The organism is Herbaspirillum rhizosphaerae (assembly GCF_001189965.1).
GTDB classification, from domain to species: Bacteria; Pseudomonadota; Gammaproteobacteria; order Burkholderiales; family Burkholderiaceae_D; genus Herbaspirillum; species Herbaspirillum rhizosphaerae.
Genome location: NZ_LFLU01000001.1, coordinates 330,212 through 356,221, shown reverse-complemented (window position 1 = coordinate 356,221; position 26,010 = coordinate 330,212). Strand labels below are relative to the sequence as shown.

Sequence of the window (26,010 nt, the reverse complement as noted above, 5' to 3'; positions counted from 1 at the left end):
GATTTCATCCAAGATAAGGCCGTTCGGCGCCGAACAAAATGCACCGCGCACCGATTTGCCAGTTCCTTGGCGCACGTGCACCGAGCACAGAGACACCCATGCTGTGGGCAATCCCTCGGATTTGCATCGACAGGCCATCAAGTTGCCGATCCGCCTCGGCCACTTTGCCATCCCGCAGCGCCATGGCAAAACGATACAATTGCTCAAACTCCCCCGGTGCCTTATGCCCCAGTCCCATGCGCTCCAGAAGCACGTGATAGGGAGCGATATCACGGCCTGTACGCAAGGCCACAGCGATGGCGGCGAATACGCTGATTTCATCGGATTCGTCGTAGCGCAACGGCAAGGCCAGCGCGTCACTCATCAATGCACGCGAAGCGCCGGTGCTGGCCGCCGCCAGACGGGTAATGCGTTCTGCATAACCCGTGCCTTTCGCTTTGGCTATCGCGGCATCGAGATGTCCTGTTGCCAGATCGTGATATGCCGTGAGCGGGCCATCGCCGATGTCCTTGCCGGAATCGATTGCCAGCAGCATCCGCAGACTAGGCGATTGCGCGGCAAGATCACTGACATCCACCCGCGGGTCAGCCTTTTGCAATCGCCGCATGCGCGCCAGTTCCAGGCTCAGATTATCCGTCAATGCCGGTTCGTTTTGCATCGCGACAGCCATGAGATTGCTGGCGACCGCCCAATCCTGTTTCTCCTGAGCTGTGTAACCGGCGGCATAGGCGAACCAACCGTGCTGGGGCCAGCGTCGATGACCATCGTCAAACGCCTTGAGCTTTGCCGGTGACTCTGGCATGCAGCGGATGGCTATATAGCGGAAATTGGGATTATCCGGAAACGCCTGTGATTGCGCTGTTTGCGTCTGGCAAAAACGCGCAGCATCGTCCGGCGTCAGACTGTCCTGCACATAGCGTAAGGACAAAATATCGTTCGGATCACGCTCGGCCCGCTCACGTAAAATATCGTTGCCGCCCGGCTGCTTCATAGCCAAATTCAACCAGCCGGCTACGTTGCGGTCGCCGCGTTCATCCCACCGCGCATGCGCAGCAACCACCTGCGCCGCCGCATCGACAGGAACCATCGACAACGTTTCTGTGGCGTCTGCACTGCCTGCAGCGCTCAATACTGTACGTATACCGCCCGTCTTGCTTTTAATCGACTGCGGAGGCTCCTTGAACAAGTCGTCAACGCTCGTGTTACCCCAACGCACAGCGCCGATCATCTTCGGAGGTTGCGGCGCAGCGGCGCCGTATGTCGCCGTCCACTGAACCAACGGACTTGCCCCTGCAACGTTATAAAACAACCCGACGTTTCCGTTGTTGGTATCCCCATCGAAGGATTCAATCACGCGACCGCTTTCATCACGCGTCTCAACGTGATAACTATCGGCATGCGAGACACCGACGGCGCGGTACGAGTAACGCGGTATGGTGACCGAGCGATTGTCGATACTGACCTGTACGGTGCGCCCCAATCCGTTGTAAACAGCAACTTCGAGGGAAGAAAGCGAAGAACCGACCAGCAGCACGCCGCCGATAATGCCGCCGGCGACTGCGAAGCGCGCCAATCCGTAAGTCCACCCTTGTGCTGACTGAAACCGTTGCCAGGCGCCGGGCTTGATGTCACGGGTACGATCGGTGTCGAGCACAAATGCTTCCCGGCTCTCCGGCAGCGCGACGGGTAACGGAGCCTCGTCAGGCGTAGCTCCTTCCCTGGCCCATCCTGCAACGGCGGCTTCGGAGGTCAGCAGCCGATCCAGCGCGCAAGATCCCAGCGACTGCAACACGCCCTGCGTATGCGAAAACCAGCTGTCGACTGCATTCAGCCAGTTACTGATGTTTTCTCTGTGGGGTGGAAGCAAGCCGAACTTTCCGAGCTTCTCTTCAAACGATTCAGTTCCAAAACCTGCGACAAAAGAATCATCAACGACAATCGCGTGAGCATGCGTATACACGTCGTCCAGAACTCTTTGCGCCTCACCTGCTGCTGCGATGATGCGAACCACGCCGTCGCTGCTGGCACGGGCCTGTCCGCCAGCGGTCTCTGCGTTAAGCCGCCTGCGCAGCACGTCATGCACTTCGCGCAAACGCGCTACGCTGTGGTCGGCGTAGTGCAGCATCGAAATCAGTTCGCGCAGATAGGCATCCCATCCCTGTCCCAATTCTTTTGCCAGCGCCAGATGGACGCTGCGACAAAGATAGTCGTGCGCCCATATTTTCTCGCGTACCTCGGCGCGCTCTCGCAAGACCTCGATCAGCATATCAGGCAAGGCATTGCGGCGGATCTCCTTGCCGCGATAACGTATGACGCCATCCATAGGAACGAAAGTCTTGTCCCGCAGCGATTCAAGCAACGCGACTTCCTTCTCCAGATTGCGCACCTGCTCAAGATCCTGAGCCAGCGACTCCGGGTACAGCAGATCCAGATCCTTGACACTCGCAGCTCGCTGGGCATCGAAAAGATCGGCAACCTGCGCCGCCTGCAAGGTAACCGGGCGTCCCAGATACGCACCGCGATAGGCGCGTTTGAAATACTCGCAGGCGTATTGCTCGTCCAATTTGGCCAGCGATGTTTCGATCAGAACCGGCGCCTCTTCCGTTGTGCCTGCCAACCTCGCACTAACTTCTTCACGCAGCGACTGTGCATCGTCGAACAAGGTCCACGCGCTGCGGTTGTCGGCCTCCACAGGAACATACCGGCGTTTCGCGTTTTCCTCGCGCTCGAAGTTCAGCGGATGCGTCGACCACATCGTCGGCGGCAAAGCGAAGTCGGCCCTGAACAGCCGATGCATTTCCGGGTTTTCAGACGGCAACGGCGGATGCTTGCCATAGAGGGGATCATCCAGAACCACAGAAAGATGTTCGATGATGCGCGATTGCAAAGCATACACATCGCGGACGACACTTTTGTTGGCAGCTTCGCTCCAGGCAAATCTGGCAGCACGATCCCACGCATCGTCGGCAGCGCCGAGGCGATGCAATGCGTGAATCAGCGTATCACTGCCGGACAGCGATACGGCGACCAGATCCGCCTGCATTTCCATTTCCCGTGACAAGGCACGCTGCGCCAGGACTACTCCGCGAAATGCAAAATCGATCAGCGAACGGATCGACCACACGATAATCTGCATGATCCAGCCTATCCACGCCACGCGAATATCGATTCGCGCCAGCCCGTTCAGAAAACCATCCAGCGCGTCACGCCTGGCGACGATTTTGGAAGCGATCTGTTGTGCCGTATAAACCCACCTGCCGACCGCCATCGAACGCTGTGCGAAATGGCCGAACTCATGCGCACAAACCGCTTTGAATTCGCTCAGAGAAAGTACATTCACGAGACCCAGTCCGATTTCCAGATTCTTCTTGGACGGATAAATCAGGTTCAGCACTGACAAGTTGTAAAACACCGAGGCATTGACGCGAGGCGACAGAAACACACGATGCGGACGCGGTGCACCTGCATCGTCGGCAAGGCGATATAGGAACTCAAACAAACGTGGCTGCTGTTCGGCCGTGACCTCCTTGTCCTCGATCTTGAAATTTTGCTTGCCGAGGAACAACGCCTTGAACATGAACACGGCAAAGAATGCAGCGCACACACCGGCAATGAAGACCCAAAATGAATTTCCTCCGCCGGCTACCGCATGCGCAAGAAGACGATAAGCAATGAGAACGAACCAGCCTGCCAGCAGAAAATATAAGGCAATGAACAATCCCAGCCCGCCGACTGCCAGCCACGCCTTATTCTTATAATTTCTGGTTGGTTTCGCAAAATCGCGCGATACACCCTCCGGTCCCATCGGATAGATATTTTCCACGTATGCTCCATGTATGTTACGAATGCCTGCATCACCGCCATGCATCACCGCGATGATTTTCGGACAAAGATTTTTTTAAGAAATCGTCAGTGGCTGACGAGACGATGCCTTGCAGAGATTCCAATGATTGGATCAAGTTGATGTCGGGTGCGCACCCGACAAGGATGAAAATCAATTGCGCAAAATGACGAATGCAAACCCATGCATTTCCCCGATGTTTATGAAATTTTTTGCCAAATTATGTTGTTCAACCGGAGTGTTGTCCAGCAGATCGCAGCGACTTCTCTAAAATTTCTGAGAAATAAAAAAACATACCAAGTCGTATCAATACAAGCAGCCGCGTCCTCTCGAGGATCTTGCCTTCAAGCTCCCAATCTAGGTACCGGAGCCAAGTTGTCTTCAGAGAAACCTGGCGAGACAAACCATACGCCTGTCATATAATGGCGGCCCGACGGCATATACAGCGAATGCAGGTCGACAATCTTATGAATCTGAAAACAATACACTCCAGAGATCCGACAGCGTCCGGCATCGTGTTGCGCGATGTCACGCTCAAACGCAGCGATCGTTTCGTGTTTGAAAAACTAAGCGTGAACCTCAGCGAGTCGCGCATCGGCCTGATCGGCGACAACGGCGCGGGCAAGAGCAGCCTGTTCCGCCTCATCTGCGGGCTGGATCAGCCGCAAGCCGGCCGCGTGACCGTGCACGGATGCGACACTGCCAACGCCGCCGACCGCCGCGCGCTGCCGTGCCAGGTCGGTTTGATGTTCCAGAATCCGGATGACCAGATCATCTTCCCGACGGTCGCCGAAGAACTGGCGTTCAGCCTGACCGCCGCCGGAGCAGACAAGAAGCAGGCGCGCGAGCAGGCGCTTGCCTTCCTCATCGAACGCGATCGTGCCGACTGGGCGCCGCGCGCCATCGGCGAACTGAGCCAGGGCCAGCGCCAGCAGGTCTGCCTGATGGCGCTGCAAATCACGCATCCGGCGACGCTGCTGCTGGACGAACCCTACTCCAGCCTCGACATGCCGAGCCAGCTGCGCCTGTCGGCGCAGATTCGCGCCACCGACCAGCAAATCATTCTCTCCACGCATCTGCTGGAACACGTGCAGGATTTTGAGCGCGTACTGTGGCTGGCCGATGGCGTCTTGCGCGGCGACGGTCCGGGACGCGAAGTCTGCGCGGCCTATGCGCAGGATGTGCGCGAGCGCTGCGGCGGCGATGCCGCAGTCAACCACGATGCGCCGCTGAAGCAGGCCTGCGCCGCCGATGCGTAGCCTCTACTCCACACGCCGCACCTGGCTGCATGCCGTGCCGGCCTGGATCAAGCTGGCGGCGCTATCCGCCGGCGGTACGGTGCTGATGCTGACCGGCGCGCTCGGCCCGCTTGCCGTCGCAGCGGCAAGCGTGCTGGCGCTGTTTCTTTCGCTCGGTCCGGCCGGCTGGCGCCAATGGCGCATGCTGCGCGGCCTGCTGATCGCCTGCACGCTGATTGCCGGGTTCCACTGGCTGGCCGGCGATCCCGCGGTCGGCGTGATCAGCGCCTTGCGCATCATGGCGGCGTCGATGCTGGCGCTGATGCTGACCATCACCACCCGCTTCGACGATCTGCTGACGGTGCTGGAAACGATACTATCGCCGTTGCGCCGCTTCGGCGTGCCGGTGCAACGCATCGCGCTGGGCATCGGCCTGACGCTGCGCTTCGCTGAAAATTTTTATGCACAATGGCAGCGCCTCGACGACGCCCATCGCGCCCGCACCGGCCGCGGCGGCGGCCTGCGCCTGCTGGCGCCGCTGGCGATCCGCGCGCTGCAGACTGCCGAACGCGTGGCCGATGCGCTGGCTGCCCGTCTGGGCGGCTGAGCGGTCATCCCTATAACCGATTTTCTTTTGATGAGTGATCCTTCCATGACAACAACCGGCGCCATGACTTCTACCCGTTCGCTTTCCTACATCGCCCTGTTCGCCGCCGTGATCGCGGTATTCGGCCTGATTCCAAAAATCGACCTGCCGTTCGGCGTGCCGATCACGCTGCAATCGCTGGGCATCATGCTGGTCGGCTGCCTGCTGGGACCGAAGCGCGCGTTCTACACGATCGGCCTGTTTCTGGTTGCGGTAGCGCTGGGCCTGCCCTTGCTGTCGGGCGGCCGCGGCGGCCTGGGCGTGTTCGTTGCGCCGTCGGCCGGTTTCCTGCTGGGCTGGTGGGTCGGCGCCGTGGTATGCGGTCTGTGCATGCGCATGTTCATGCGCCGCATGCCGGACGCCAAGGGCAAGGGCCTGCTGATCGCCGCCTTCCTGTCGTCGGTGATCGGCGGCATCCTGGCGATGTACCTGTTCGGCATCGTCGGGCTGATGCTGGCCGCGCACCTGACGCTAGTGCAAGCCTCCGTCGCGGTGCTGGCCTTCATCCCCGGCGATCTGGTCAAGTGCGTGATCTGCGCCATCCTCGTACAAAGCGTGGTGCGCGGCATGCCGGCATGGCGCCTGGATCGCGATTGATCGGATTGAATCCGACCTTCGACACCGTCCACGCGCCGCTGGCGCATTGGGCGGCAACGACGCCGCACGCCATCGCCATTGACGATGGCGTGACCCGCCTCGACTTTGCAGAACTTTTCCAGCGAGTCACCGCTCGCGCAGCGATATTGAAGCAGTCTCACCCGGCAGCGGTCTGCTGGGTCGACGATGCTGCTGAAGCGGACAACGCAGTGCCCCTGCTGCTGAGTTTCCTCTCCATCATTTGCGCCAACCGCACTGCCGCCGTCAGCGATCCCGACTGGCCGCCGTCCGTGCGCGAACAAATCTTCGCGCGCGTTGCCGCCGGCGTCGGCGCGGAAGCAGCACCTGATGTCGCCACCGCGTCCACACCTTTCTATATCGGCTTTACATCCGGCAGCAGCGGCCTGCCCAAGGGCTTTCGCCGCAATCACGGCTCGTGGACCAGCAGCTTCGACATCAGCCTGGAATCCTTCGGCGCTGGCGCCGGTACAACCATGCTGGTGCCGGGACGCCTGTCGCATTCGACCTTCCTGTTCGGTGCCTTGCTGGGATTGTGGAGCGGCGCGGGCATCCGTTTGCAGTCGCGCTTTTCGCCGACGGCGGCGCTCGATACCCTGGCGCGCAAGGGCGACGAAGGCGCGGGCGCCATGGTGGCGGTGCCGAGCCAGTTGATCCTGATGCTGGACCTGGCGCAACGCCGCGCCCTGCCGCCGATGCCGGACGTGCAGTTGCTGATGATCGGCGGCGCGCCATGGACCCGCGCCCGCACGCCGGAGCTGCAGGCATTGTTCCCGCGTGCGCGCATCATTGAATTCTATGGCGCGTCGGAAACCAGCTTCATCGCCTGGACCGACAGCGACAGCGCCCTGCCCGATCACGTCGTCGGCAAGCCCTTCAGCAACGTCGACGTGCGCATCGATGCTGCGGAACCGAACACGCCTGGACTGATTTACGTGCGCAGTCCGATGGTCTTCAAGGACTACGTCACGCTCAGCGCACAAAACAGCGAGCAATCCGATCAGCCCGCCCTGCTGCGCGACGGCGACTGGCTATCGGTGCGCGACGTCGGCCATCTCGACGAACAGGGGCGGCTGCATCTGCTCGGGCGGCAACAGCGCATGCTGCTGGCGCAAGGCAAGAACCTGTTTCCGGAAGAAGTGGAAGGCGTGCTCGCGGCGCACCCGGCGGTCGATGCCGCGTCGGTACAAGGCCTGCCCGACGCCGTGCGTGGCGTGCAGGTAGCGGCGCTGCTGAAAATCAATCAGGCTGTGAGCGCCGATGCACTCAACGCCTGGTGCCGCGAACGGCTGGAGGCTTACAAGATTCCACGCCGCTTCTACCTCTGCGACGACTGGCCGCTCACGCCCAGCGGCAAGAGCGATCACAAACAGCTGGCGCTGCGTCTGACCGCGCCGGATTCCCCATCATCGCTGCGCCCTTTATGAGCGCCATGAACGCAATGAACGACGCCGTCATCCTCGGCTGGGGCCGCAGCGCGGTAACGCCCATCGGCGGCGCGCTGTCGTCATTGCAGCCGCATGAAATCGGTGCGCCGGTTTTGCTGGGCATGCTGCAACGCTTCGGCATTCCGCTCGCCGCCATCGACGCCGTGATTGCCGGCAACGCCATGGGCGCGGGCGGCAATCCTGCGCGCATGCTGGCGCTGGCGGCGGGATTCCCGGACCGCATCCCCGCGCTGTCGGTCGACAGCCAATGCTGCGCCGGCCTCGATGCCGTTTCCCTGGCCAAGGGTTTGCTCGCAGCAGGCAATGCCGACGTGGTCATCGCCGGCGGGCTCGAAGCCTGGAGCCGCGCGCCGATACGCCGGCATCGCCCGCGCCATCCAGGTGAACCGGCGATTGAATACGACAGCCCCGCCTTCGCACCGGATCCGGCACGCGACCCCGGCATGCTGCCGGCCGCTGCACGCCATGCGCTTGCCGCCGGCATCACGCGCGAGCGGCAGGACAACTGGGCCGTGCAAAGCCATGCGCGCGCCGTCGCTGCGCGCCTCCACTTGCAACACGAAATCATCGCTATCGGCAACGCCGTGCATGACAGCTATCCGCGAGCACTCGATCAGCGCCATCTCGTGCGCATGCCGGTCGCCGCCGTCTCAGACGATGACCGCATCGATGCAGCAACCCGGCAAGCCCACGCCGTCAGCCGCCTCGCCATTTCGCCGAGCGCCGACGGCGCCGCGTTTGTCGTGATCGCCACACGCGATGCAGCACGCCGCCTGAACCTGCGTCCGCAATTTGCATGGCGTGCCGGCGTCAGCGTCGGCGCCCTGCCCGAAACGCCAATGCTGGCCGCCATCGATGCCGCACAGGCTGCGCTGGCGCGTACCAAGAACAAGATCGGGGACATGTGGGGAGTGGAATTGCACGACGCCTTCGCCGCGCAGGCCATCGCCTTCTGCGACCATCTGAAGCTGTCGCCGGCGCTGCTCAACCGCCACGGCGGCGGACTGGTACGCGGTCATCCTATCGGTGCCTCAGGTGCGATCAGTCTGGTGAGATTGCTGGCCGATATGCAGCATGCCGCGCCCGACGGCGCATTGGGTCTGACGACTATCGCCGCGGCCGGCGGTCTCGGGGCAGCAGCGATTGTCGAGCGTTACTGAATGCAGAATCTGATCGCTGTTACAACGCCCGGGTCTAATTGGGTTCGGCAAAATTTTCGACAATCTCTGGCTCAACCGTTTTAACACAAGCTTGCTTTTTCAATAGCGGTATCGCCGCCAATGCAGCCGCCGGTGTGGCGTACTCAAGAAAAATCAGTTGTGCAACGGCCGATACCATGACCATTTTCCCACCGGAGATATCGGCAAGCGCATTGGCTTGCCTCATCTCGTTGCAATACACTTTCAACCGTCGCGTCACCAGAACGGGCGCGCCGGAACGCTGGTTCATCGCAACGCCATAAGGTGCATCGCCCGCGGCAGCAGATGTGGATTGCTTGCCGGCTGCGCGGTTTCTTTCACCGCTGCCAAGACTGATGCTGTAAAGCCCGACACGGGCCAGTTCGCCAACAATGGCGATACGCGCAGTTGCATCCATTGCCGGATTGTCAGTCTCGGGTTTCTCTATATGATTGACGACGGCGTCGGGAACGAGGCGAAACGTCGTTTTCGCGATCACAAACTCTTGGCCGGTTGCCGCTTTTTGCAATTGGGCACGCCCATTTTCATCGGCATACGCGGCTTGCGATGTATACGACAGCAAACCTGCATACAGTGCAACCAATAAAAATTTGGTGTTCATATTCCTGTCCTTTTTTATCTGTTAATGTCCAAAAAAACGTAGGCCCCATGAATCCAGTATGGTGCCTTTGGCGTCGTTGGGATTTTTAACATCCACGATTTGCAATGTCCATGTACCGACTGCGCTTTCATCCAGGAAAGCGTTGCTCGCAGCAAAGTTGATAGCCCAACCGCCGGAAACAGGGACTAGTGCTGAAAATGGAGTCTGCAAGTAGCTCTTGGTGCCACTCGGTGATGTTAATGTCACGCGTAAATTCGTTGGATTTTTATGCGAGGTATAGAAACCGAACTGCACTGTTTCTATTTTCAAGTTCTGAATAACCGCCATGCTGACAGTGCCCTGCGTTTCATTGAGATACGGGATGGCGATGGTCAAATCAGTAGATACTTGCCATTCGCTTTCTCGCAAAGGCGGCAGGCCGACGAAAGTCTTGGCAGCATTGACTGCTCGTGTTGCATCGACCAAGCCATAGCCATACCAGTTGCTGAACGGATGACCTGCTGCGTTGGTCGTCCAACCTGGATCAAGTATCAAGCCTCGGAAGGTAACCATGGGTTGAGCGACGTCATTTTTCTTAGCCGTCGTCGCCAGGATATATTTCACATCGCGCGCAGATAGACTGGGATTGACTTGCAACATCAACGCGACAACACCTGCGACCGTCGGTGCTGCAGATGATGTTCCGCTAAATTCGGCGGTGTAATTGCAGCTGCTATCAATCGTTGACGCATTGGTATTAAGCGCGTTCACACGATTCGACAAACGATTGCGGTTATATCCCTGATCGCATCCGCTTTGGTCCGTGGTCAACATGGCGGGATCAACATAACTGGCGGGTGCGATAGCCAGGATAGAGGCGGGAACATCCCGTTTTTGCCCGCCGTATTCACCACCGAAACCGGACACCCACATCGAGGAGCCGGCGGAGGAATAACTTGATCGAACGCCTTGCGCATTGACGGCTGCCACCGTGATGATCGTCGCAAGAGAGTTGCGCATATCGCTGTTAGCAGGAACACACCCCAAGATAAATTCCTTGGCATCGTTGCAGGCCGTCGCCGCATCGGGATCACTTGCAGCGACATCAACAAAACTATTGCCTGCCGCTTTGATGTAAATGCCGCCTTTGCCGGCGCGTGTACTACGCATCAATGCTTCAAGCGCACCCGCTTGATCGGGTGAAATCTCAGGAAAGCTTCTGCTTGGCACGCCCCAGCTATTGTTGAACACGTCTGCCTTTGCAGAAGGACCTTCACCCCATGAATTCAACAAATTTGGTTCAGATTGGTTCAACAGAAAATTGAATCCTCTCAACTTCGCTTCTGGCGCGATACCACGCCCGCCTTTACCATTCCATCCCACCGCGGCGATGATGCCGGCAACTGATGTGCCGTGGTCACCTTTGAAATCAAGATTGGTCGGATCAGTGGAATGATCGGCAAAATTCATCGATCCTCCTGAAACCACGTTGGCGGCAAGATCCTCGTGCTTGATGTCCAAGCCGCTGTCGATCACCGCAACCTCAACGCCAGCACCGCGTATGTGGTTTTTGTGCAGATTACCGATGTTCAGATCAACGCCTGCTTTCGGCAGCGTATCGGCGATCACCGCTTGACCGCGATTTTGTAAATACCATTGATAACGGTACAGCGGGTCCGCGTTGTCTTCGTTTTTCTCCGATAGATTCCCCGGCCCGGCACATCCCATTAACAGCGTCGCCGCCAACATTGCCATGCCTACGCCAATTTTTTTCATATGATTCGCCTATTAGAATTCTGCTGGCGTTGATGTCAGATGAAAAAGGAAGACGAGACTTGCCAAGAGAATAGCCACTTGTAGCACGTCACACCGCATTGCCCTACGGCTCACCGGCAAACTCCATTCTTAGCCGGGACATACCGTCGAATTACGAGACTGCAGTCATCCCAAATCGCAAAACAGCTTCCGGGACAATATCAGCGCAGCGTCCTGAAAAACTGTTCCGGCTTCAGGCGCTCTGTCCTTACGGCATTTTCCGGCGCATCAGGATCGGCATAACCCAAGGCGATCCCGCAGACGATGTGATGTTCGTTGCCCAGCCCGAGCGTCGACCGGATCAGCCCCGGATACGACGCCAGCGCACCGATGGCGCAACTGCCCAGGCCATGCGCAGCCGCCGCCAGCATCAGCCCGTACAGGCACATGCCAAGATCCATGTAACAGCCGCTGCCCATGCGCGCATCGATGGTCACCAGCAAGGCCGCCGGCGCGTCGAAGAAATTGAAATTTCGCTCGAACTGCCGGTCGCGCCCGGCGCGGTCGTCGCGCCCGGTCTGCAAGGCGCCGTACAACTCCTTGGCGGCCGCGACCTGACGCCGGCGCAGCGACTGCGGCATCGGCTGCGGAAAGTAGCTGTAATCCTCAGGCTCCTGTTTTCCCTCACGAAAAGCCGTGACCAGCGCCGTCGACAAGCGCGCCCGCGCCGCGCCTTCCAGCGCAATGAATTCTCCGGGTTGCAGGTTGGCGCCGCTGGGGGCACGGCGCGCCAAGGCCAGCAATTCGGCGAGCATGCCTGGCGGCAACGGGCGATCGAGGAAGCCGCGCGTGGAATTGCGGGAATTCAACAGCGCTGAGAATGGAAAATCCTGTACGGACATGATCCTGGCATTAACAACGCCACCAAGGCGTCGCTCAAATTATCAATGGGTCGTCAATATAGCGCATGGCGCAACCAATAAACGCAAACCCGCCTTGAACATCCCCTCTTATTTGCCAAAATTACCTGCGCTTGTTTCCTTATCCTTATCGATCACAGCGAAAATACATTCTATATAGGGTTTGACTTCGTTCCATGCCGCGCCGCGATCAAAATAGGCCTTCAATGATTTACCCACATCAACGGCATTGGGTCTGACCGTTGCAAACTGCAAGTCAAAGGCGTGTTCCTCATCCTCCACCGCATGCGCCGATGAGTCCTGCAAGGCGTAATTCAGAAATTGCCGGATCATCCCCGGACGTTTGGACATGCCGGGACCGCAGTCCTGACCGTTCTCTGCATCCCTGTCCACATGCGATCGGGAAAAGCTATCTTCCACGGTATGCAACAACGCCCCCAAAGCCAATATGCCGATATCCTCACGGTGGGTCGGATTGCCGCGGGTGAACAATGTCTGCACCGTCTCAGTGCTTTTAAAATAATTTGTCATCCCCGGGATATTGATTTCGGACAACAAGGTTCCCTGGGTAAATTCCTTGTTCGCCACTTTCCATGTGAATTCAGCCCACATCAGGATCTTGCTTTGCGTTTCTTCTGCCCGCTCATGCTGTCCGGCCGCCATGGCGTGCAAGAATTGAAGATCGCCGAAATGGGAGCGCAGCATGATGATCGTCCCTGACGCCAGATCCAACGTCTCTCCGCGTCGGGCTCTTTTCTCCCCGTCTTTGAACAGCGCTAGCCAGCAGTTGCTATAGTTCGGCAACCACAAGGTGCGTCCGGCACACTCCTTCATCGACGTCGAGGTCAATTCAAATGGAGGATTGTCATTCCAGCGCACACCCGCAATCACAGCTCCCGGGGCAAAGGATTTTCCCGGAGCGGTTTGATTGCACTCTTCCTCCGACTTGCAGTCCCAGATCAGATTGGTGATGCGCTCATGTACAGGATGAGAAAAGTGGTTGATGGCGACATAAGCAGCTTCGTCCCAGACGCGGGCCATGGCGGGACGGGGCGCCAGGGCTTTGATTTTTCCGTCTATTTCGCTTTCCGGTCTCAGCCCAAACGCGGATGCGGATGAAAAAACAGCAATCAATTGGATAAAAATTAGCAAGCTTCTGAAATTTTTCATTCCATCCCCATTGTTAGATTTTTTTGTAAATTACCTCAACAATCCTGATAACGCCATGTTTCCCAACGAATTACCGTCGAAAAATATGACCGATGCTCAAGCCCTGTTGTCAAACCGATCATCCCATTCCCCCGCAAACTTCCTGTCTGTCCGCATTTTTCATTAGAATGCGCACTTGGCACCGCTTTTCATGGCCCACCCGGCCGTTCACCCGATCCGCATTTCACCTGCATGGCAACTAAAAAAACATCCCCGTCTGATTACAGCGAATCATCCATCCGCGTCCTCAAGGGCCTGGAACCGGTCAAGCAGCGTCCGGGCATGTACACCCGGACCGAGAATCCCCTGCATATCCTGCAGGAAGTCATCGACAACGCCTCGGATGAAGCGCTGGGCGGTCATGGCAAGAACATCGTGGTCACGCTCAATGCCGACGGCAGCGTCAGCGTCGAGGATGACGGCCGCGGCATTCCGGTCGGCCTGCATCCGGAAGAAGGCGTGCCGACCGTCGAAATCGTCTTCACCCGCCTGCATGCCGGCGGTAAATTCGACAAAGGCAGCGGCGGCGCCTATGCCTTCTCGGGCGGTCTGCACGGCGTCGGCGTGTCGGTCACCAATGCGCTGGCCTCGCGCCTGGAAATCACGGTCTGGCGTGAGGCTGGCGTGCATACGCTGGCTTTCTCCGACGGCGATCTGATCGAGAAGCTGAAATCGCGCCCGATGACGCGCGAAGACAAGAAATCCGGTACCCGCGTGACAGTCTGGCCGAATCCCAAGTACTTCGACTCTCCGGCGATTTCGCAGCAAGAGCTGCAACGCCTGCTGCGCTCCAAGGCGGTGCTGCTGCCGGGCGTGAAGGTGTCGCTGGTCAACGGCAAGACCGGCGACGTGCAGACCTGGCAATACGACCAGGGCCTGCGCGGTTACCTGCTGGAATCGCTGGCGCAATCGACCAGCGCCGATCCGCTGATCCCGCTGTTTGAAGGCGAACAATACGCCGGTCCCGACGCCGAAGGTTTTGCCGAAGGCGAAGGCGCGGCATGGGTGGTGGCGTGGACCGAAGAAGGCAACGTGGTGCGCGAATCTTACGTCAACCTGATCCCGACCTCGGCCGGCGGCACGCATGAATCCGGCCTGCGCGAAGGTTTGTTCTCGGCGGTGAAGAGCTTCGTCGAAATGCACTCGCTGCTGCCCAAGGGCGTCAAGCTGCTGCCGGAAGACGTGTTTGCGCGCGTCTCTTTCGTGCTGTCGGCCAAAGTACTCGACCCGCAATTCCAGGGCCAGATCAAGGAACGCCTGAATTCGCGCGACGCCGTGCGTCTGGTGTCGACCTTCTCGCGTCCGTCGCTGGAGCTGTGGCTGAACCAGCATGTCGAATACGGCAAGAAGCTGGCCGACCTGGTCATCAAGCAGGCGCAAAGCCGTCTGCGTTCGGCGCAAAAAGTCGAGAAGAAAAAGTCCTCCGGCGTGGCCGTGTTGCCGGGCAAGCTGACCGATTGCGAATCCAACGACATCACGCGCAACGAAATCTTCCTGGTCGAGGGCGACTCCGCCGGCGGCTCGGCCAAGATGGGTCGCGACAAAGAATTCCAGGCGATCCTGCCCTTGCGCGGCAAGGTCCTGAACGCCTGGGAAACCGAACGCGACCGCCTGTTCGCCAACAATGAAATCCACGATATCGCGGTGGCCATCGGCGTCGATCCGCACGGCCACACCGACACGCCTGACCTGACCGGCCTGCGCTACGGCAAAATTTGCATCCTCTCCGATGCGGACGTCGACGGCTCGCACATCCAGGTGCTGCTGCTGACGCTGTTCTTCAAACACTTCCCCAAGCTGATCGACCACGGCCACATCTGCATCGCGCGTCCGCCGCTGTACCGCGTCGATGCGCCAGCACGCGGCAAGAAACCGGTGCAGAAGCTGTACGCGCTGGACGACGGCGAACTGGAAGCGATCGAAGACAAGCTGCGCAAGGACGGCCTGAAGGAAGGCGCGTGGAGCATCTCGCGCTTCAAAGGCCTGGGTGAAATGAACGCGGAACAGCTGTGGGAAACCACCATGAACCCCGACACCCGCCGCCTGCTGCCGGTCGCCCTGGGCGAACTCGACCACATCGCTTCGGAAGCGCGCTTCACCATGCTCATGGGCAAAGGCGAAGCCGCCTCGCGCCGCGCCTGGATCGAAGAGCACGGCAACGAAGCGGAAGCGGATATTTAAGATAGCAACATCGACATCATGGACATTGGTAACGACATCATGCAACCCGGCCTCTCGCGCCGCTTCCTCTCGGGAGCGTTGCGAGCTGCGGCTGCGGCGGCTGCGTTGTGCATGTCCCTGACCGCAATGCCTGCGCATGCCGACGTCTACGGCTACCTCGACGCCGACGGCATGGCGCACGTGTCGACGGAGAAGCTCGACGATCGCTATCAGCTGTTCATGCGCGGCGATGCCACCTTCGACTCCGACAAGATGAAGATGGGCGCCGGCATATCCGGTTTGCCTGACGGCCCGAAGCCGAACATGTCCTCGCCGCTGATGCAACTGATGCTGCAGCATCCGAACCTGAAAAAGTATGAAGCCATGCTGGACCAGAGCGCGAAGGAATTCTCGGTCGAGCCGGCTTTGCTGAAGGCGATCATGGCGGCGGAGTCCGGTTTCAACCCGGGCGCCGTCTCGCCCAAGGGCGCCGTCGGCCTGATGCAGATCATGCCGGAGACCGCCGAGCGTTACGGCGTGCAGGGCGATCGCCGCAAGACCATCCAGCAGAAGCTGACCGATCCGAAGATCAACATCCGTCTGGCGGCGCGTTACCTGCGCGACTTGCAGGTGCTGTTCCCGAAACGGCTGGAGCTGGCGATTGCGTCCTACAATGCCGGCGAACGCGCCGTGCAGAAGTACAACAACCAGATCCCGCCCTATCCGGAAACACGCAACTACGTGCAACTGGTGGCGCAGTTCTATCAGTTGTACCAGCCGGGCGGCAGCGCCGGCAATAACACCGGCAACGCTGGCAACGGCGAGAAGCCGCGCCGCATCGAAATCATCTTGCCGGGCCGGCGCAGCATGCCGCCGCCGACTTCCATCGAATAATTAAACATCAACGCAACCCAGCCACATGACTGAACAAGCCAATCTGTTTGAACAAGCCGCGCCGTCCGACGGCGAATCGCTGACGCTGTCGACCTTCGCCGAGCGCGCCTATCTCGACTACGCCATCTCGGTAGTCAAGGGCCGCGCCCTGCCCGACGTGGCCGACGGCCAGAAACCGGTGCAGCGCCGCATTCTCTACGCGATGAACGAACTCGGCCTGAACGCCACCGCCAAGCCGCGCAAATCCGCCGCCGTGGTCGGCGACGTGCTGGGCAAATTGCACCCGCACGGCGACCAGTCGGTGTACGACGCGCTGGTGCGCATGGCGCAAGACTTCTCGCTGCGCTATCCGCTGATCGACGGCCAGGGCAACTTCGGCTCGCGCGACGGCGACGGCGCGGCGGCGATGCGATATACCGAAGCACGCCTGACGCCGATCAGCAAGCTGCTGCTCGATGAAATCGACATGGGTACGGTCGACTTCCAGCCCAACTACGACGGCTCGACCGAAGAACCGAAGCTGTTGCCGGCGCGCCTGCCCTTCCTGCTGCTGAACGGCGCATCGGGCATTGCGGTCGGCATGGCGACGGAAATCCCGTCGCATAACCTGCGCGAAGTGGCGCGCGCCGCCGTGGCGATGATCCGCAATCCCAAGATCACGCACGAAGAACTGATGACCCACATCACCGGCCCCGACTTCCCGGGCGGCGGTCAGATCATCACGCCGTCGTCGACCATCGCCGAGATGTATCAAAGCGGCCGCGGCAGCCTCAAGGTGCGCGCACGCTGGAAGATCGAAGACATGGCGCGCGGCCAGTGGCAGGCGGTCATCACCGAATTGCCGCCGGGCGTGTCGTCGCAGAAGGTGCTGGAAGAAATCGAAGAGCTGACCAATCCCAAGATCAAGCTCGGCAAGAAGACGCTCACGCCGGAACAGCAGGCGCAAAAGCAAAGCATCCTCGCAATGCTGGATGCCGTACGCGACGAATCCGGCCGCGAAGCGCCGGTGCGCCTGGTGTTCGAGCCGAAGTCCAAGAACCAGGACCAGACCGAATTCATGAACACGCTGCTGGCCCAGACTTCCCTGGAAACCAGCTCGTCGATCAACCTCGTGATGATCGGCGGCGACGGTCGTCCACGCCAGAAGGGCCTCACCGACATCCTCAGCGAATGGATCGGATTCCGCTTCGCCACCATCACGCGCCGTACCCAATTCAAGCTGCAAAAAGTCGAGGATCGCATCCACATCCTGGAAGGCCGCGAAGCCATCCTGCTCAACATCGACAAGGTCATCCGCATCATCCGCGAATCGGACGAGCCGAAGCCGGCGCTGATCGAGGCCTTCAAACTGTCGGACCGCCAGGCCGAAGACATCCTGGAAATCCGCCTGCGCCAACTGGCGCGCCTGGAAACCATCAAGATCCAGCAAGAACTGGCCGAGCTGCGCAACGAGAAATCGACGCTGCAGGATCTGCTGGAAAATCCATCTTCGATGAAGCGTCTGGTCATCAAGGAAATCGAAGCCGACGAGAAGCAATTCGGCGACGACCGCCGCACCGTGATCGAAGAGGCCGAAAAAGCCGTGGTCGAGCAAAAGATCATCGACGAACCGGTCACCGTCATCATTTCGCAAAAGGGTTGGGTGCGCGCCCGCAGCGGCCACGGCCACGACGCCACGCAATTCACCTTCAAGGCCGGCGACGGCCTGTACGGCGCATTCGAGTGCCGCACCGTCGACAACCTGCTGGGCTTCGGCTCCAACGGTCGCATCTACACGGTCGGCGTCAACGCGCTGCCGAACGCGCGCGGCGACGGCGTGCCGATCACCACGCTGGTCGACCTCGGCAGCGGCAACAGCCTGCTGCACTACTTCGCCGGCCCGCTCGACACCCAGATGCTGCTGGCCTCCGATGCCGGTTACGGCTTCACCGCCAAGCTCGGCGACATGCTCAGCCGCGTCAAGGGCGGCAAGGCCTTCATCACGCTGGACGAAGGCGACCTGCCGCTGGCCCCGCGTGCGATGCCGGCCGGCGCCAGCGCGATTGCCTGCCTGTCGGGTCAAGGACGCCTGCTGGTGTTCGGCCTGGATGAAATCAAGACCCTGTCCAGCGGCGGCCGCGGCGTGATCCTGATGGAACTGGAAAAGAACGAAAAACTGCTGGCGGCGCAAGCCATTACGCAAAAAGGCGTACTGGTCTCCGGCACCGGACGCGGCGGCAAGGCGCAGGACGTTTCGCTGTCGGCGGTGGCGCTGGGCCTGCACATCGGCAAGCGCGCCCGCAAGGGCAAGGCGCTGGAGTCGAAGCTGAAGGCGACGGCGCTGGCGGCAGTGGTGTGATGTTGGAACCAGACTCGTCATCCGCCAAGTAGATAGCCGTCGCTTTGGTAGATGCATGCAAGCCGTGCAACTTGGTGAATACCTCCTTGTCCATCAGACATGCCATATACGGCATCGCCCGATGAACAAGGAGAACGATGTATTCATGCAACAACATACTACGGACTGCAAGCTTATTGCTCTCCACATTTCCTGCGTATCTCAGCGCAGCCCCTCTGCAAAACTTCCTCTATACCGGCTCGAATGACTTGAGCAGCATCGAAGCGTTGATCAAGCGTCCCGACATCGGTGGCGTACAGATCGTCTACAACTGGAACGCGTTAGAAAAAGAAAAAGGCCAGTACGATTTCACACGAATCGAAAAAGATCTGACCTACCTGAACAGCTTGAACAAGAAACTGTTCATCCAGATTCAGGATCGCTTTTTCGAACCCAAGCACAAGAATGTGCCGCAATATCTGCAAACCGATCCGGTGTACAAAGGCGGCCTCATCAGACAGGACGACAATCCCGGTGAATATGAACCGCCCGGCTATGGCTGGGTGGCTCTGCAGTGGAATCCAGCGGTACGGGAACGTTACCAGCAACTATTGAAAGCAATTGCCGCCAGATTCGATGGCCGTGTCATGGGCGTCAACCTTCCTGAAACCGCCATTGATCCACAAACAAAAAACGATAAAACCGGTTTTAGTTGCGAAAAATACTTCAATGCAGAAATGGAAAACATCGCGTTTGCCAGGAAAGTATTCAAGCAATCGTATGTGGTGCAATACGTCAATTTCTGGCCATGCGAATGGGAGAACGACCATCGATATATGTCGCGGCTGTTTGCCTTTGCCGAAAAAAATCAGGTTGGATTGGGCGGCCCGGATATCGTACCGGACAAAAAAGGCCATATGAAAAATGCCTATCCCTTCTTCCATCGCTACAAAGGCAAGCTCGCTCTGGTGGCCATGGCAGTTCAAGAGCCGACCCTGACCTATACCAATCCGAAAACGAAGAAACCCTTCACCCGCCGTGAATTCTCCGACTACGCAGAAAACTATCTCGGCGTGGATATCATTTTCTGGAGTACTTCATCTCCGTGGCTAAAACACAATGAGACAACAGGTCAATAAAACTCAGTTTTCCTCTTCATCGAGTCCGCAAAAACGGTAACGCTCGCAGCGGCCACAACGAAAAACAGAAGCGCAAACATCAATGAAAAAGGGACGTCGCTAAATACGACATCCCTTTTTTCCGTCCGATCATTATTGAAGAATATTACCGGCCGATCTGATGGCCAATCACGCCCCCCACTGCGGCGCCGCCTGCGGTGCCGATACCGCTGCCGCCCGTCAACACCGCGCCGGCCACTGCACCGATACCTGCGCCGACGGCGGTGTTCTTGTCGCGACGCGACATGTTGCTGCAGCCGCCCAGCACCGTCAGAGCACACACCGTGATGGAGATGACTGTAATTTTATGGATTGTTCTCATGATGACGCCTCTGTAAAAAATTGGGAATGCTGCAACGAAAGCCGGTTTCTTGAATGTCCTGTCGCGAACAGGACATTTTTTTAGATGCATTATTCCCGAATAGTTTCGAGTGTCAGCCAGTTGTAAACAATCTCTTACAGTTGTTACAAGCGCAGGCAAGGTCGGTGCAATTCTTTCCTGATTGAATGACGCGTTTTGCACAGGCCGAGGCCGGCATCTGGTGCGGCAAAGACGCGGACCACAGTATCGTGGGTGTAAGCGACTTTTTTGCTGCATTGACAACCTAAGATGCGCCTTCGCTTTACCGCTCTTCTCTCTTCTTATCGACGACTGTCTTTGAAAGAATCTGGTCCAATTTCCCAAGAGAAAGCGGGGTTCTACGCTCACGTTTGAGAGTTTTCCTATGGTCTGCGCGAATGAGGCTCATTATCATGTTTTTGAGTACACAAGCCGCCTGTCAGCCATTCCCCTTGCCGGCCTTCTTTGCCCGGCTGCGCCGTTGACGCGCAAAGGTATAGTCTGAGCGATGCACAAGTTATCCAGCGGCATGCTCCTATTTCTTCGATGCGGAACGGGTAAAAACAAATGAAAGACATGATGAGCAACGGCGTGGTGAGCTTGCGCCCTCTTTTGCAAGGTGCACTGCTGTTGCTGAGCATGCTGTGGGCGCAGGTGAGTATGGCGCAGATATACGCCACTTGTACTGCAACAAGCGGCCCGACGACGCTGGCCGTCCCTGCATCGGTTTCGGTAAGAGCCTCTTCACCATCTGGCACCGAGATTTGGCGATCCGGATCGAGGACAACGCGCCTCGCTTGTTCCGGAGGGAATGGCGGGGTAGAAAACCAGATGTATCTTAATCTCAACTCCACAATCGCTAACCCCGCTGCAGGAACCAGCGGCAATGTCATCGACCGGACTCAGATCCTGGCTAGTGTAGTGTGGTCACGTAATGTCATCGTCGGAAACGCCACCGGAACAGCAGGTGCGACCACCAACTTCAACAACAACGCTGAAATCAACATCGGCGGCGCCGTCAGCCCTAACAATTTTACAACCGACCTCACCTGGCAAGTTATTCTGACCAAGGGAACCGGCACAGTCACCAGCGCCGGCCTGGCGGCGTTGCCGGGCACGGTGCGCGCGATCAGTCTTGGCAATAACTCGAGCAGGTCCATCATTACGCTCACCGGCCTCAACGCCATTCGCCTGACCAACACTACCTGCACCATCACCGCTAACAACACGACCCTGCCAGCTGCGTCAACCCGCACGCTTAACGCAGCAGGCAGAACCGCCGGCGACACACCTGTCAACATCATGCTGAGCGGTTGCACCCAAGCCGGCGGCGCCGTCACCTCCGGTGTTAACGTCAGAACCTACTTTGACGGTGCCTCGATTGACCTTGCCAGCGGACGCTTGAATGTCGATGCAGGCGGCGTCCGCAATCTGCAGGTCCAGTTGCTCGACAACAATGGCGGAGCACCTTCGGTGATCAATCTGGCCGGAGCATCAGGCAACCAGGGCGTCAGGGCAGTGCCGATTACCGGCGGCGGCGCCGCGATGCGTTTCCTCGCCCGCTATTACGCAACCGCGCCGGTGAGCGGCGCAGGCACGATCGTCACGCGCGTCAACTACACGATTGAATATCCTTAGAACGTACCAACAAACACCCCAGATAAAAAAAGATGTCGCTCAACGCGACTTCCCTTTTTCATTATTGCCGGCTTACACCGACTGTCTGGCCGGCGCCCGCGACATGCCCGAGACGATCAGCAGCAAGGCCAGCACGCAAGCCACCGCACCCGCCAGGAACGCCGCGCCATAGCCGAAGAAGCCGATCAGCACGCCCACCACCGGGCCGGTCAAACCCGCAGCCAGATCGATGAAGGCCATGAAGGTCGCCACCGCCAGACCGCGCGAATGCGCCGGCACGCGCGCCATCGCCTGCACGCCCATGGACGGGAACACCAGCGAGAAGCCGATTCCGGTCAGCAGCGTGCCGAGGCCCGCCATGATCGGATCATGCGATTGCCACAACAGCAACTGTCCGGCCAGTTCGATTGCCACGGATACGGCGCCCACCTTGGCGCCGCCGAGGCGATCCGGCAGATGTGCAAAAAACAGCCGCACGCCGATGTAGCCGGCGGAAAAGCCGAGGATCGCAATGCCCGCGCCCGACCAGTTATTGCTGACATAGAGCAGCACCAGGAAGCTGGTGATGATGGCGAACGGCATCGCGCTCAAGGCCAGCGCCAGGCCGAAGCGCCAGATCAGTCGCAATACTTCCGACATCGCCACGCCGCCGCCCTTGCTGCCCAGCGCAGGCAAGCCGCGCAACACGGCTGCAATCGCCAGGCCGACCATCGGCAACAGCATCGTGGTCAGTGCGACGCCGGCAAAGCCGAAACGCTGCTGAATCGCGATGCCGACCGGTGCGCCCAGTCCCAATGCCGCAAACATGGCGATGCCCTGCCATGCCATCACCTTGCCGGTGCGCTGCATGCCGACGCGGCCGATGCCCCAGGTCATGGCGCCGGTCAGGAACAGGCTCTCGGCCGGCCCCATCAGCAAGCGGCCGATGAAGAGCACCACCAGGCTGGCGCCGGCGTCGGCAATCATGGTCGAGGCGAGATACAGCAAGCCGGCGACCGAGGCCATCGGCAGGCCCACCGACACCGCGCGCTTGGGGCCGTGACGATCGCAATACGAACCGGAAAATTTACGCGACAAAATGGTCGAGAAGGATTGAATCCCCACCACCCAGCCCACCGTCAGCGCGCTGAAACCGAGCACGCCGTTGACGTGCAAGGGCAAGGCCGGCAGCGGAATGCCGATGCAGAGGAAACTGGTGAAGACAATCGCGACCAACGGCAGCAAGCCGCCGGCCACGGTTTCGCCGGACGTCTCAGCGGATTTTTTGATGCTTGTACTCATGATGTTATTGACCCCATGTCAAAGTGAACGAAGAGATGCCGCGCAACATGGCGACAGGCTTGTCGTCGAGGGAAGATAGTGCAGCGATTGCAGCAGTTGCAGAGATTGCTGCGGAAGATAGCGGTGTGGGCAAAGCACGCAAGGAAAACAAGCCCGGAGGGAGTAAGTGTGTCGTCAATTTTTCACCATAGCGTTATACACGTGCGCGGCGACAGAAATCGCTGCCTGAAAGCTTCAGGCACGGCACGTGAATGACGCGTTGGTTGACGTTAACGCTTACGTAACGAGACAGGAGGCTTACCGGAGAAAGCTGATTCGAAAAACTGATTCGAAAAACTGATTCGAAGCTGATTTAGCTTAACCCACGAAGTTCTGTTTCGTTATTTGCGGCCGATTATACAGAATAGTTTTTATTTATGTCCAGTTTGCAGAAACCTTGCCGTGCGTCGCGTAGGCGCAGCGCAGATGCGACAAAGCCCGCGCGAGGCGGGCCTTGCCGGACGCCGGCGTGACGACCGCCGGCGTTGCTTCTACAGCGAGTACAGCTACTTCTACAGCAGGTAGAACCACTTCTGGTGCAACGACTTCTACAGCTACGGGTACAGCAGATACAACAGGTACAACGGTACATCTACAGCAACATCAACTACTCGGAGACTTCAATTGCGCGCAGCAATCAGGCTGCGTTGCGTTCCAGGCGATGCACATTGTCGCCGTTGATTTCGATCTTGCGCGGCTTCAGCGCTTCGGGCACTTCGCGCACCAGTTCGATGCTCAGCAGACCGTTTTCCAGTTGGGCGCCGACCACCTTGATATGGTTGGCGAGCTGGAAGCGTTGTTCAAAATCGCGTGCGGCGATGCCGCGATGCAGGAAGGTCGGCGAGCCTTCTTCCTTCTGTTTGCGACCGACGATTTTCAGTGTGTCGTTCTCGGCTTCGATGTCGATTTCAGCGTTGCTGAAACCGGCCACGGCCATGGTAATCCGGTATTTATCGTCGGCAACCAGTTCGATGTTGTACGGTGGATAGCTCGGTTGCGAATCCGCGCGCTGCGCGTTGTCGAACAGTTGAGCCAGGCGATCGAAGCCGATTGCGGAGCGATAGAGTGGGGAGAAATCGTAAGTACGCATGACAGTATCCTTTTGAAAAGAAGCGATAGCTAAATAAGAAACAAGCGCGAACCTCTATTGAGCATTCGCTGGGCCAGCTGCACATTTCCCGCTGCCTTGTTACCGATATACGTACAGACTTTTTCTTTTCAAGAGGTTTTTTATCAAGCTTTTTTTACGATGTTTTTTTGCGTTTTTTTTGCGCCGCCCCCTTGTTTTATCGGCCGTCGTTTTTCATCGCCGCAACCACAGTACGCAAAACCGCCTGCGCCCGGCTGTCTCGCACATTGGTATGCAACATCACTTGTGCAAGAGGCAAAGACGGCAGCTTCATGCTCTTGCCGACGTCGATGGCGCCGGCCGGTTTGACGCGATAGAGCAGCGCGGTCACCGCCAGCCCCGCCGTCACCGCGGCCGCCACGGCATGCACGCCGCCGCCGATGAAAACTTCCTGCCAGGGGATGCCGGCATCTTCCAGCCGCCGCACCGCCAGTTCGCGGATGCCGCAGGTATGCGAAAACGTCGCCAGCCGCAAGGGTTCGCCTGCGCGCGGTTGCCAGTGCGCGGCCGCGAACCATCCCATGCGCTCCTCCTGGATCAGTTCGCCGTCGCTGCGTTCGCCGTCGCGCCGCACGATGACGGCGTCGAGTTCGCCGCGATCGTACATGGCGAGCAAATCGCGCGAGGCTCCGATGCGCACTTCCACCACCACACCGGGATCGAAGGCGTTGACCTGCGCCAGCATCGCCGGCAGACCATCGCCTGCGACGTGATCGCTGATGCCCAGGGTCAGGCGTACCGTGGCATTCTCGATACGCCCCAGCGCCCTTTCATGCGCCGCCAGCAAGCTGCGTGCGGCATCGAGGAAGCTGATGCCGTCGGACGACAAACGCACCTGGCGCGGCGTGCGCTCCAGCAGCCTGCGGCCGAGCCGGTCTTCCAGGCGCTTGAGCTTGAGGCTGATGGCCGATTGCGTCGTATACAGCGCTTCTGCTGCCCGCGTGAAACTTTGCAGATCGGCAACAAGAACAAAGGCCTGTACGGCGTCGAGATCAAGCGGGCGTTGGGTCGGTTCCATTTTTCCGGGTCATTGTGGTTGCTCATGAATCACGGTTAATCATTTCAATTACATATCATTGAAATAATCAACAATGTGTTCTTAAAATCATACTCCTGATCTAAGATGCATGCGTACCTATCGTGATTCACCACCTTTCCCAAGGAGAACACCATGCCATTTGTCCGAGTATTCATCCGTCGCGGCGAGACCCGCGAATACCGCAAAGCCATCCTCGACAATGTCTACGAATCGATGCTGGAAACCTTCAACGTCCCCAAGGACGACAAGTTCATGACGATCGACGAGTACGATCCCGACAATTTCGTCTTCGACAAGACGTATCTGGATATCAAGCGCAGCGACAAGTTCGTGCTGATCCAGATCACCGCCAACAACACGCGCACGATCGAACAAAAGAAGGCGCTGTATGCGCGCATTGTCGAGCGACTGGGCAAGGATCCCGGCATCCGTCCGGAAGATGTCTTCATCAATCTGGTGGAAGTGCTGAAGGAAAACTGGTCGTTCGGCAACGGTCTCGCGCAATACGCACTGTAATAAGCGCTGTAGCCTGATAGCATGGCAG

The 26,010-nt window shown here is 58.8% G+C and carries 20 protein-coding genes; 11 read left to right on the top strand and 9 right to left on the bottom strand.

The genetic code is table 11. The features are described from left to right. Positions 1-4: 4 nt before the first annotated feature. A complete protein-coding gene (locus AKL25_RS23625; RefSeq protein WP_083444532.1) occupies positions 5-3,823 on the bottom strand; it encodes a M48 family metallopeptidase in 3,819 nt (1,272 codons plus the stop codon). A 485-nt stretch (positions 3,824-4,308) separates the two neighbouring features. Between AKL25_RS23625 and AKL25_RS01540 the strand changes: the two genes are divergently transcribed. Genes AKL25_RS01540 through AKL25_RS01520 form a run of 5 tightly spaced genes read left to right on the top strand, consistent with a single transcriptional unit; the run spans position 4,309 to position 8,948 of the window. Beyond that, on the top strand, positions 4,309-5,100 hold the full coding sequence (locus AKL25_RS01540; protein WP_050476110.1) for an energy-coupling factor ABC transporter ATP-binding protein: 792 nt from the start codon (positions 4,309-4,311) through the stop codon (positions 5,098-5,100). Beyond that, entirely contained in the window at positions 5,093-5,686 is a 594-nt protein-coding gene (locus AKL25_RS01535; RefSeq protein WP_050475870.1) for an energy-coupling factor transporter transmembrane component T family protein, read from the top strand. The genes AKL25_RS01540 and AKL25_RS01535 overlap by 8 nt, the downstream gene beginning before the upstream one ends. A 45-nt stretch (positions 5,687-5,731) precedes the next feature. Next, the gene (locus tag AKL25_RS01530) at positions 5,732-6,322 is read left to right on the top strand and encodes a biotin transporter BioY (protein ID WP_205627194.1); all 591 of its coding nucleotides are present in this window, start codon (positions 5,732-5,734) and stop codon (positions 6,320-6,322) included. Beyond that, complete coding sequence (locus AKL25_RS01525; protein ID WP_240475620.1) at positions 6,319-7,767, top strand: AMP-binding protein; 1,449 nt, start codon at positions 6,319-6,321, stop codon at positions 7,765-7,767. Before AKL25_RS01530 ends, AKL25_RS01525 begins: the two co-directional genes overlap by 4 nt. Positions 7,768-7,772: 5 nt before the next feature. Then, the gene (locus AKL25_RS01520) at positions 7,773-8,948 is read left to right on the top strand and encodes a thiolase family protein (RefSeq protein ID WP_050476109.1); all 1,176 of its coding nucleotides are present in this window, start codon (positions 7,773-7,775) and stop codon (positions 8,946-8,948) included. A 34-nt stretch (positions 8,949-8,982) separates the two neighbouring features. Here the strand turns inward: AKL25_RS01520 and AKL25_RS01515 are convergent, their stop codons facing one another. From AKL25_RS01515 to AKL25_RS01500, 4 genes are all read right to left on the bottom strand, one after another. After that, on the bottom strand, positions 8,983-9,588 hold the full coding sequence (locus AKL25_RS01515; protein ID WP_050475867.1) for a hypothetical protein: 606 nt from the start codon (positions 9,586-9,588) through the stop codon (positions 8,983-8,985). Between the two features lie 21 nt (positions 9,589-9,609). Then, positions 9,610-11,343, bottom strand: coding sequence for a S8 family serine peptidase (locus AKL25_RS01510; RefSeq protein ID WP_157050424.1), 1,734 nt, complete (start codon positions 11,341-11,343; stop codon positions 9,610-9,612). Between the two features lie 200 nt (positions 11,344-11,543). Then, the gene (locus AKL25_RS01505; protein ID WP_050475866.1) at positions 11,544-12,224 is read right to left on the bottom strand and encodes a nitroreductase; all 681 of its coding nucleotides are present in this window, start codon (positions 12,222-12,224) and stop codon (positions 11,544-11,546) included. A gap of 108 nt (positions 12,225-12,332) precedes the next feature. Continuing rightward, positions 12,333-13,412 (bottom strand): hypothetical protein, encoded by a 1,080-nt coding sequence (locus AKL25_RS01500; protein ID WP_157050422.1) that lies wholly within the window; start codon positions 13,410-13,412, stop codon positions 12,333-12,335. A 231-nt stretch (positions 13,413-13,643) separates the two neighbouring features. Between AKL25_RS01500 and AKL25_RS01495 the strand changes: the two genes are divergently transcribed. From AKL25_RS01495 to AKL25_RS01480, 4 genes are all read left to right on the top strand, one after another. After that, the gene (locus tag AKL25_RS01495) at positions 13,644-15,632 is read left to right on the top strand and encodes a DNA topoisomerase IV subunit B (RefSeq protein WP_050475864.1); all 1,989 of its coding nucleotides are present in this window, start codon (positions 13,644-13,646) and stop codon (positions 15,630-15,632) included. 18 nt (positions 15,633-15,650) lie between these two features. Then, positions 15,651-16,505 carry a lytic transglycosylase domain-containing protein gene (locus AKL25_RS01490; protein WP_338034460.1) on the top strand — a complete coding sequence of 285 codons (855 nt, stop codon included), beginning with the start codon at positions 15,651-15,653 and terminating at the stop codon, positions 16,503-16,505. Positions 16,506-16,530: 25 nt separating this feature from the next. Beyond that, positions 16,531-18,843: a DNA topoisomerase IV subunit A gene (gene parC / locus AKL25_RS01485; protein ID WP_050475863.1), complete on the top strand. Its 2,313-nt coding sequence runs from the start codon at positions 16,531-16,533 to the stop codon at positions 18,841-18,843. Positions 18,844-19,019: 176 nt separating this feature from the next. Next, positions 19,020-19,961 carry a hypothetical protein gene (locus AKL25_RS01480; protein WP_205627193.1) on the top strand — a complete coding sequence of 314 codons (942 nt, stop codon included), beginning with the start codon at positions 19,020-19,022 and terminating at the stop codon, positions 19,959-19,961. 145 nt (positions 19,962-20,106) lie between these two features. Here AKL25_RS01480 and AKL25_RS01475 read toward each other — a convergent pair whose 3' ends face one another. Next, complete coding sequence (locus tag AKL25_RS01475) at positions 20,107-20,322, bottom strand: glycine zipper 2TM domain-containing protein (RefSeq protein ID WP_007879742.1); 216 nt, start codon at positions 20,320-20,322, stop codon at positions 20,107-20,109. 585 nt (positions 20,323-20,907) lie between these two features. Here AKL25_RS01475 and AKL25_RS01470 point away from each other — a divergent pair. Further along, positions 20,908-21,978, top strand: coding sequence for a fimbrial protein (locus AKL25_RS01470; RefSeq protein ID WP_083444531.1), 1,071 nt, complete (start codon positions 20,908-20,910; stop codon positions 21,976-21,978). A 72-nt stretch (positions 21,979-22,050) separates the two neighbouring features. Here AKL25_RS01470 and AKL25_RS01465 read toward each other — a convergent pair whose 3' ends face one another. The 3 genes from AKL25_RS01465 to AKL25_RS01455 all read right to left on the bottom strand — a co-directional run bounded on the left by AKL25_RS01465 (position 22,051) and on the right by AKL25_RS01455 (position 25,445). After that, positions 22,051-23,259, bottom strand: a complete 1,209-nt coding sequence (locus AKL25_RS01465) for an MFS transporter (protein ID WP_050475860.1) — start codon at positions 23,257-23,259, stop codon at positions 22,051-22,053. 676 nt (positions 23,260-23,935) lie between these two features. Next, complete coding sequence (locus tag AKL25_RS01460; RefSeq protein WP_007879010.1) at positions 23,936-24,388, bottom strand: Hsp20 family protein; 453 nt, start codon at positions 24,386-24,388, stop codon at positions 23,936-23,938. Positions 24,389-24,584: 196 nt separating this feature from the next. After that, entirely contained in the window at positions 24,585-25,445 is an 861-nt protein-coding gene (locus AKL25_RS01455; protein ID WP_050475859.1) for a LysR family transcriptional regulator, read from the bottom strand. A gap of 153 nt (positions 25,446-25,598) precedes the next feature. Here AKL25_RS01455 and AKL25_RS01450 point away from each other — a divergent pair, with 153 nt between their 5' ends. After that, positions 25,599-25,982: a tautomerase family protein gene (locus AKL25_RS01450; RefSeq protein WP_050475858.1), complete on the top strand. Its 384-nt coding sequence runs from the start codon at positions 25,599-25,601 to the stop codon at positions 25,980-25,982. Positions 25,983-26,010: the final 28 nt, after the last annotated feature.

Excerpts from the sequence above, each read along its gene's own strand:
- AKL25_RS01540 (WP_050476110.1), top strand. The coding sequence starts at position 4,309 with ATGAATCTGAAAACAATACACTCCAGAGATCCGACAGCGTCCGGCATC.
- AKL25_RS01535 (WP_050475870.1), top strand. The coding sequence starts at position 5,093 with ATGCGTAGCCTCTACTCCACACGCCGCACCTGGCTGCATGCCGTGCCG.
- AKL25_RS01530 (WP_205627194.1), top strand. The coding sequence starts at position 5,732 with ATGACAACAACCGGCGCCATGACTTCTACCCGTTCGCTTTCCTACATC.
- AKL25_RS01520 (WP_050476109.1), top strand. The coding sequence starts at position 7,773 with ATGAACGCAATGAACGACGCCGTCATCCTCGGCTGGGGCCGCAGCGCG.
- AKL25_RS01515 (WP_050475867.1), bottom strand. The coding sequence starts at position 9,588 with ATGAACACCAAATTTTTATTGGTTGCACTGTATGCAGGTTTGCTGTCG.
- AKL25_RS01510 (WP_157050424.1), bottom strand. The coding sequence starts at position 11,343 with ATGAAAAAAATTGGCGTAGGCATGGCAATGTTGGCGGCGACGCTGTTA.
- AKL25_RS01505 (WP_050475866.1), bottom strand. The coding sequence starts at position 12,224 with ATGTCCGTACAGGATTTTCCATTCTCAGCGCTGTTGAATTCCCGCAAT.
- AKL25_RS01500 (WP_157050422.1), bottom strand. The coding sequence starts at position 13,412 with ATGAAAAATTTCAGAAGCTTGCTAATTTTTATCCAATTGATTGCTGTT.
- AKL25_RS01495 (WP_050475864.1), top strand. The coding sequence starts at position 13,644 with ATGGCAACTAAAAAAACATCCCCGTCTGATTACAGCGAATCATCCATC.
- AKL25_RS01490 (WP_338034460.1), top strand. The coding sequence starts at position 15,651 with ATGGACATTGGTAACGACATCATGCAACCCGGCCTCTCGCGCCGCTTC.
- parC (WP_050475863.1), top strand. The coding sequence starts at position 16,531 with ATGACTGAACAAGCCAATCTGTTTGAACAAGCCGCGCCGTCCGACGGC.
- AKL25_RS01475 (WP_007879742.1), bottom strand. The coding sequence starts at position 20,322 with ATGAGAACAATCCATAAAATTACAGTCATCTCCATCACGGTGTGTGCT.
- AKL25_RS01470 (WP_083444531.1), top strand. The coding sequence starts at position 20,908 with ATGAAAGACATGATGAGCAACGGCGTGGTGAGCTTGCGCCCTCTTTTG.
- AKL25_RS01465 (WP_050475860.1), bottom strand. The coding sequence starts at position 23,259 with ATGAGTACAAGCATCAAAAAATCCGCTGAGACGTCCGGCGAAACCGTG.
- AKL25_RS01460 (WP_007879010.1), bottom strand. The coding sequence starts at position 24,388 with ATGCGTACTTACGATTTCTCCCCACTCTATCGCTCCGCAATCGGCTTC.
- AKL25_RS01455 (WP_050475859.1), bottom strand. The coding sequence starts at position 25,445 with ATGGAACCGACCCAACGCCCGCTTGATCTCGACGCCGTACAGGCCTTT.
- AKL25_RS01450 (WP_050475858.1), top strand. The coding sequence starts at position 25,599 with ATGCCATTTGTCCGAGTATTCATCCGTCGCGGCGAGACCCGCGAATAC.